Origin of the sequence: Streptococcus intestinihominis (assembly GCF_046824975.1) — a bacterium.
Classification (GTDB): domain Bacteria; phylum Bacillota; class Bacilli; order Lactobacillales; family Streptococcaceae; genus Streptococcus.
On the sequence record NZ_JBKQBL010000008.1, the window covers coordinates 12794 to 20715 of the forward strand.

Here is a 7922-nt window from a genome sequence, read left to right on the forward strand (position 1 = left end):
CGTTGATGGTTTCGCCATCTACTGCTTCTCCATTGGCACGCGCTTCTTCCAAACCAGCTGTGATCCCTACAACCAATGATCCCAATTGTGGTTCCGTGTTGAAGAAGGCTGTATAGGTTTGCATAGCTTCTTTTTGTTCTTCTTTGGAATCATACATTTCTTCCACGATTGGAAGCATCGAAGTCAAATACCCAAAGGTTTGCATATGTTCTTGAGAGAAACAAGTCAAGTGACCATAATACCAATGATGGAATGCTTTGGTTAGCGTTTTCTTTGAAATTTTCTTTTTGTCAGCCATCTTAGATATCCTCCTCATCATCGTCAAAGTCATTTACTCCAGCAGGGACGACTTTCATTGTTTTAATCACTTCAAGTTCATAGTAGATCACTGCAAAGATCAATGAAACTACCGCACTCGCTACCAAGTTCAAGCCAAGAGATTTTGCCAAGGTAAATCCAACAAAGAATGGAATGAAGTCTCTCACTTCGGTAACGATTTGCTTCAAGAGGATGGCAATACCAACACATGGAAGAAGGGCACCGACTGTAAAGAGGGCTTTCATCCAGTAACCATCCATTGGAAGGTATTGTTTCATCAAATCCACCATGTTTTCACCGTATTTGGTGATAATCATGGTTGGAAGGAAGGAGAAGAGGAAGTGAGAAATCCATGGGTAAACCCAGTCAACTGCGTAGAGTTTTTTGAAGTTTCCCTCTTCAACGGCTTTCCAGCCGATATGTTGCCAAAGCAAGTTCATGGTTGCAGTACCGTAGAAAAGAACGGTACCGATAGTCCCAACGGCTGCACCGATTGGGGCTGCTGCCGCTGCAATTGCTGCCTCACCAGTAATATTGTTGGCATGAACAAATAAGATAGAAAGGGGAATTCCGATATAAGAAATAGCCCGTACATCGGCAGATACAGTTCCACCAGGTGTTACCAAAGCGATATAAACGACCTGAAGGGCAACCCCGACCATGATACCGGTTGTCACATCTCCAAGGATTAACCCTGAGATCAAGCCACCAACTAGGGGACGACCAAGTGTATAGTTCCCGATACTGGAACCACCCATACCAGGCATTGAAGACAAGCTGGCGAAAATACCAAGCAAGATTGCTTGAATCCATGAAATTGTCATAACAAACGCTCCTTTTGTTTGTAAGTATAGTTTAGTGACGAAGAGCTAGGATGCTCCCCTCTCTAGAATCCGAATTTTGATTTGAAATCATCCCAGTAACCAATGGATACATCTGGTAGCAACTGGAATTTCACCTTGTAGCCTGCAGCCTGAATGGCTTCGATGGCTTCTGCTTCTTCCTGGGTGATGGATTGGTTGTTCCCCAATTTCACAGCACCCGGACGGTCATTTGCAGGACCGACAATGATTTCTTTGACATCGCCTGGGACAAACCCTTGGTCTACCAAAATTTCTTTCATATCGATGGGGTTCTTAGTAATCAAGAAATAGCGAGTTTCTGATTCCGTTACTTTTGCAGATTTTTCTTTGAAAGCTTCCTTGGTCCAAACAAAGGTTTTCTTATCCGAAGCCCCTTTATAGGCTTGGATCAAGACCTTATTAGAAGCCGCCGCGTCGTTGACAGCGATCAAGCCATCACAAGGCTTTTCTTTAGCCCATCGAGTTACTGTTTGACCGTGGATCATACGGTCGTCAATTCGTACAAATGATACTACCATTTTCTAACCTCCCTTAGTTAAATATCATCATCTTCTTCATCGTCACCCTCTACCGGGGCAAGGGCAAATTCTTGCAAGGCAGTGGAAGCTTCGGATAAAATCACCTGGGCTAGATCAGCCCCCTCCATCATGTCCTTCATCACAACAGCTGTCAGAGCCATGGTCAAGTTCATTCCACCTAAGATCAAGGCTGAACCCAGCTTTCCTTGCTCCTCTAGCACCATTGCCGCTGTTGTCAAAGGACTGCCACCTACAATGTCCGCTAGAACTAAGACAGAATCCTCATCTGTCAAAGGGGAAAGCGCCTGACGAAAATCATGCGCAAAATCATCTACCGATTTGCCTTCTTTCAATCCGACCGCAATCACTTGATCGATCTTATCCCCAGCAAACATAGCTAGTGAACTTTTCAGACCTTCTGCCAGTCCACCATGACTGACCAATACCAGATACTTCATCCTTTCGCCTCCTTTATGATGACCTTATTGTATTGCTTTTGAAAGCGTTTTACTATTGTCATTTGTCACAAAGAAAAGTTGACATCTGTCAATAAAAAAATGACATCTGTCACTTGACAGATGCCTAGTTGCTCTTAACGAAACTTCTCCCGAAGCATTTCCTCAATAATCTTTTGAATTTGAGGCAATTGATTATCAATATCCTTTGCTTTTAGAGCATTATGGATCAAATAATCCAACCGATCCCAGATATCAGTTGGCAGGTTGCCAGGAGTGCTTAGGACAGCTTTTTTCATAATCTGGTCCAGGGTCTGATTCGTCAGAGAGTCAACCCCGAAATCATCCGCTTTAAGAAGGTCCCGACTCTTTGAACTATTGACGACAGAAGGGAGGACAGAGGTCCCCTGCGACTGCCGAAAGAGTTCCTGCTGGACCTGCTGGTCCTGGGTCAAAAATTCCATGAATTCCTTGGCCTCCTTGCTCGCACTGGCCCGAGAAGACAGAGCAAACAGGGATGTATCCACTAAGGTTGACGGAGTCGAGCCAGAAGCCCCTGGCATAGGGATACAGGTCCAAGTGAAATTTGAATACTTGGCCACATGATAGGGATAAGGTTTATAAGTTCGGTACTGGGCCAAGGTCATCGGATAAAAAGCGACCTTGCCTTCATCAAAATCCTTAGAAGTGACATTGAAGTTGCCATGAAGGGCTTCGAGTTTTTCGACAAAATAGAGCGAGCGCTTCATTTCTTTACTCGTAAGATTAATGCTGTCCTGACGGAAAAGCTGGCCCCCATGGGCTGCCAAAGCCTCCCGCCAGCTATAATCTGTACTTCCAAACTGATCCAGCTCACCATCTCCATCCGTATCCCGCGTCACTTTTTGACAAATCGTATAAAATTCCTCCAAAGTCCACCCCTCTTTCGGAATAGCAATCCCTTCCTTTTCCAATAAATCCTTATTGACACACATCAAAACGGGATTGCTCTCGAAAGGAAGAGCATATTGACGATTCTTGTACTTGCCTGCTTCTAGGGCGACTGGATAAAAATGAGAAGGATCGACCTGTTTGCCCATCAAGGGGGTCAAATCTTCTACTGCCCCACGCGCTGCCAACACTGGGAGCTCTGTACTGGACACCATGTAGAGATCGGGCTCCTGCCCATGGAGGATCTGATTGGCTAACCAGCTCGCATATCGATTCTTCGGAATCCCGCTTTCATAGACAATCTTTACCCCTGGATGCGTTTTTTCGAAACGAGCAATCGCTTGGTCCAAGACTTTTTCTTCTGTTTGGGTGGGCACATCCCAGCTAGAGCCCGCGTAGACCCCCAAACGGACAATCCTAGGCTGTCGCTGCCACCAAATCCCTCCAGTAAGCAGAAGAAGCAAGAAGATACCAAGAAACAATCTGGCGCCTCGCATCTTACGTTTTTTCTTCATCGGCCATCACTTTCTGTTCCAAAATCCTTAGTGGTCACCCCTTTTTGAACAGCCCAGATAGCTAACTGGGTCCGATCCCGCAGGTTCAACTTAGACAAAATGGTGGACAAGTAATTCCGAATGGTTCCCTCAGACAGGAACAATTTGGCTGCAATTTCCTTATTAGACTCTCCGAAACCAATCTGCTGGATGATGCGCCATTCAGTCAGGGATAAGTGGCTCACATATTCTTCAGAGACGGAGATTGTGTAATTGCTCTGAGCCATCTGAGAAAAAATCTGAAAAACCTTACTGGCAATATTGGGGTTAATCATGGCTCCCCCATGGTAGACAATTTGGATGGCTTGGTAGAGCTCCTCTGTGGAAGCTCCTTTGAGCAAATACCCTGAGGCTCCATATTTCAGAGCCCGAAAGATGAAATCATCATCGTCGAAGGTGGTTAGAATGATGATTTTCACCTCAGGGAAGCGTTCCTTGACTTCTTTTGTCGCCATCACACCATCCATCTTGGGCATACGAATATCCATCAGTACGACATCTGGTCGATCTTGGGGGATTCGCTCTAGTACCTCGTGGCCGTCTGCTACCGCAGAAGTCACCTGAATATCTTGATGAGCAGATAAAATAATTTGGAGCGACTCGCGAATCAGCGCTTGGTCATCCGCAATCATTACTTTAATCATAAGAGATTTCCTCCTTTTTCTTTGGGCAATTCAATTCGTGTATAAAAGCCATTTCGATTGGCAAATTCGATCCTTCCTCCCAAGATAGAGACCCGCTCTCGCATTTGCTTCAAGCCGTAGCCGACCTGCAGTTGGTCAAAGCCGACCCCATTATCCTGGAGAATCATGACATAGGCATCTTCCACCAAAAAGGAAATCTGCATGTGGCTGGCATGACCGTGGCGGACAGAATTGGTCATGGACTCCTGAATCACGCGAAAGACGGTATCCTCCACCATGACATCTAGATCCACCTCATCCCAGTCATAGGTCAGATCGACTTGTAGGTGGGAAATGGCTTGGTATTCGTGAACCAATTTCAAAACTGCATCCCTCAAGGTATGATCCTCCAGGGCACCTGGCCGCAGCTTGTTCAAAGAGCCCCGGACGTCCTTGATTCCATCTCGTACAACCGTAGAGACCGATTGCAACTGGGTCTTGGCACGACCAGGATCAATATCAATCAGAACCCCAACCGCATCAATCCCTGCAGAAATGCCCGTCAAGGCATGGCCCAGAGTGTCGTGAATCTCCCGTGCGATCCGCTTGCGCTCCCGGTCCTCCGCAATCTTTTCCGAAAGGGCCATGTAGCTATTTAATTCCGTATTGACTTGCGATACCATTTCTAACTCTTTTTCGATTCGATGGTGCTCTGCTACTACCGATAAAATGTAAAAGAGAAGAGAAATAATAAAGACAACCATATTCAAGGAAGCTAGCGCATTTTTAGCGAATAGGATGAGCATCCGAATCGATGAAGGATAGAAGGCGATATAGGTATCTAGCGACGGCAACTGCACGACGAGAGAGAGGATGTCATAGTTGGTCACAAGGAGGACTATGAAACTCAGAAGGATAAAGGCAAACCAGTAGCGCCTGTCCTTGGAACTACTAAACTCTTTAGAACCGTAAAAGATATCAGCAAATACCAAGAGGATGATCCCATTGTAGGAGAAGCTGAGGGAGATCATGACACCTAACATCAGTAAAATTTCTAGAATATTCCACTTGTCAAAAACTGACCACTCCTGTGTCCCTGGGCGCATCCGATAAAAGGTAATGAGAAGAATCCCTCCAAAGAGGAGAATGGAAATCCAAAAGTTCTGAGCTGGGGAACTCGGTATTTCTCTTAATTGTTCCAATAATTGATAGCCTTGCCCCTTGGCAATGATGTAATTGGTCGCATGCAAGTAGAGGGAACTGCTAAACAAGATGGCGATAAAATTAATGATTTTTAATAAAATCAAACTATAACGAATGCCACGAAGTTTGGTCATTACTGCCACCCGTTGACATCGTATCGGTCAACATTATCCTTATCAATCATCTCTACTGGAATCTTATATTGTTCCTTGTAGGTTTTTCCTGTCCTCATGCACTCAATCACTTGCATCACCTGTCTCCCCATTTTAAGAGGAGATTGGGCAACCGTCCCTTCGATATCATCCGTCGTCGAGAGCAAAACTTTCATATCCGGAGAGCCATCGATTCCATAGATAGAAATCGGCTGAGCTAATTGGTTTTCCTTGATGGCCGCTAGGGCTCCGATAGCTGCCCGATCATTTAAGGCCACGACCGTATCAAATGCCAGACCATCCTGAATGACCTGGGAAACAGCTGGTAAGGCCAGTTCCGTTTGGCCACGGGTCTCTTCTCTCCCAACGACCTGATAGGCAGGATCCGACTGAATGGTATCTAAGAACCCTTGGATCCGTTGCTCTGCCGATACCGTCCCTTTATGCTCTAAGAGTAGGATCTTCGCCTCATTTTTCTGCTTCATCAGGCGCTGGGCGACCAAGACCCCGGCTTGGTAATTATCCGACACCACACTGGCATCCACCGTGAAATGGCTGAGCTGACTATCCACTGCAATGATTTTAATCCCTGCCTCTCGAGCTCGCTTCAGGGAAGCAATGATTTTAGGGCTATCTCCTTTGACGGGGTTAATCACAATCACATTGACCTTTTGTTGACGAAAATAATCTATTTGCTGACTTTGTTTTTCCTCGTCCAATTCTGGATTACGAACTAGAAGCAAATCCCCTTTTTCGTCAGCTACTCGTTCAATCTCTGCATTCAGTGTTTGGTAGAATTCATTGTTCATGGTCATGTAGGTCACACCAATCCGCATCTGCCCTTTTACCGGTTTTAGTTGGCTAGCATTCAAATAGATGACCACTACCACAAAAACCAGGCTCCAAAATATCGTATAGATCATCACTCGATTGTGTTTCTTTTGAACAGCTTCCTCTTCTAACCCCATCTCTTCTCCTCTTAAAAGAACGAACCATTTTACTATATAAAGATTTTTTGTTCGTATTTAATACCTTGTATTATAGCATTTTTTATCAAGAGCTTGAAGGTCTCTCGGAAATGAATGCGTTTTACTCATAAATCCATATGATGGCTTACCCCTGCAACTTCCGTGAGAAGTTTCGAAAAAGAAAAAACGACACAGCTGACCAGCTGCACCGTTCTCTTCTGTTAAAAGGGAAGCTCTTCCTCCTCGAGGATCAGATCCGCTAAATCTCCTCCTGCTCCATTAGCCCGCATCGCTCGTTGAGCACGACTTTCTAAGAGCTGGAAGCCTTGACAGAGCACTTCTGTCACATATTGGGTCGTTCCATTCTTCTCATAGCGTCTGGTTCGAAGCTCACCGTCCACAGAGATCAAGCTCCCTTTATTGGCATAGGAGACAAGGGTCTCTGCTAATTTCCCCCAGACCACGAGAGTGATAAAGTCCGCCTCCCGCTCGCCATTTTGATCCTTGTAACGACGATTGACAGCCAGGGTCGCACGCGCAACGGACTTGTCCGTACTGGTCTTATGAAGCTCTGGGTCAGCCACAAGGCGCCCGATTAAAATTACTTTATTGTACATATTTCTTCCTCCTACTTATATTATTCGTAGTTTTTTAGCCATTTGGAGAAAGAAAATAAAAAAGAAGCTGGGACAAAAGTCCTAGCCTCTCAATTGTCTTTGGATTATCGAGCAAGACGCAGTGGTTGAGTGGGCTCTACTACGCTGATTTCATCAGCTTTTACAGCCCTACTCAACTGTGCGGAGGTGGGACGACGAAATCGAATGCTGACGAATTACCGATTTCTGTCCCACCCTCTTATCCTTGCCAGTGACGGGTGGGATCAAAGGGAGTTCCCACCTCTTCTGTATCTTGTAATTCGATAATCCCACGTTTTTGTGGAGCATTTGGCAAGTGCAATTCGCGTGGACTACACATCATGCCAAAGCTCTTTTCTCCACGAAGGGCTCCTGGGAAAATCAAGCTGCCATCTGGCATCATGGCACCCGGTAGGGCTACAATCGTTTTGAGACCTTCACGCGCATTTGGTGCACCTGCTACGATTTGAACTGTCTTGTCTGGTCCAACAGCCACTTGGCAGATGTTGAGGTGGTCACTATCTGGATGAGCCACCATTTCCACGATTTGCCCCACGACAAACTTAGGCTCCTTGTCATTGACCAAGACCTCTGCAAATCCTTCAGCCTGTAATTCTTGATTGAGGCGTGCAACCTGCTCATCACTCAAGAAAATTTGCCCCTTGCCTTCAAGGGCAAAGAAAGTCGAAGCCTCAAAAATATT

The 7922-nt window shown here is 45.7% G+C and carries 10 protein-coding genes; all 10 read right to left on the minus strand.

Translation table 11 applies throughout. The features are described from left to right. Window positions 1-316: PTS system mannose/fructose/sorbose family transporter subunit IID (locus ACLOR3_RS10035; protein ID WP_412037202.1), on the minus strand; the 316-nt coding region annotated here is incomplete at its 3' end. Then, a complete protein-coding gene (locus tag ACLOR3_RS10040; RefSeq protein ID WP_048789492.1) occupies window positions 300-1142 on the minus strand; it encodes a PTS mannose/fructose/sorbose/N-acetylgalactosamine transporter subunit IIC in 843 nt (280 codons plus the stop codon). The genes ACLOR3_RS10040 and ACLOR3_RS10035, both read right to left, overlap by 17 nt. 62 nt (window positions 1143-1204) lie before the next feature. Further along, on the minus strand, window positions 1205-1699 hold the full coding sequence (locus tag ACLOR3_RS10045) for a PTS sugar transporter subunit IIB (RefSeq protein ID WP_006595112.1): 495 nt from the start codon (window positions 1697-1699) through the stop codon (window positions 1205-1207). A 17-nt stretch (window positions 1700-1716) separates the two neighbouring features. Next, entirely contained in the window at window positions 1717-2157 is a 441-nt protein-coding gene (locus ACLOR3_RS10050; protein WP_048717540.1) for a PTS sugar transporter subunit IIA, read from the minus strand. A gap of 134 nt (window positions 2158-2291) precedes the next feature. After that, on the minus strand, window positions 2292-3599 hold the full coding sequence (locus ACLOR3_RS10055; protein ID WP_411400960.1) for an ABC transporter substrate-binding protein: 1308 nt from the start codon (window positions 3597-3599) through the stop codon (window positions 2292-2294). Continuing rightward, entirely contained in the window at window positions 3596-4282 is a 687-nt protein-coding gene (locus ACLOR3_RS10060) for a response regulator transcription factor (protein WP_411400961.1), read from the minus strand. Before ACLOR3_RS10060 ends, ACLOR3_RS10055 begins: the two co-directional genes overlap by 4 nt. Continuing rightward, window positions 4279-5598 carry a sensor histidine kinase gene (locus tag ACLOR3_RS10065; protein ID WP_048717536.1) on the minus strand — a complete coding sequence of 440 codons (1320 nt, stop codon included), beginning with the start codon at window positions 5596-5598 and terminating at the stop codon, window positions 4279-4281. Before ACLOR3_RS10065 ends, ACLOR3_RS10060 begins: the two co-directional genes overlap by 4 nt. Further along, window positions 5598-6584, minus strand: coding sequence for a substrate-binding domain-containing protein (locus ACLOR3_RS10070; RefSeq protein WP_048717535.1), 987 nt, complete (start codon window positions 6582-6584; stop codon window positions 5598-5600). The genes ACLOR3_RS10065 and ACLOR3_RS10070 overlap by 1 nt, the downstream gene beginning before the upstream one ends. Before the next feature lie 221 nt (window positions 6585-6805). After that, a complete protein-coding gene (locus ACLOR3_RS10075) occupies window positions 6806-7201 on the minus strand; it encodes a single-stranded DNA-binding protein (protein ID WP_023027578.1) in 396 nt (131 codons plus the stop codon). Window positions 7202-7439: 238 nt separating this feature from the next. Next, window positions 7440-7922: YtpR family tRNA-binding protein (gene ytpR, locus ACLOR3_RS10080; RefSeq protein ID WP_412037203.1), on the minus strand; the 483-nt coding region annotated here is incomplete at its 5' end.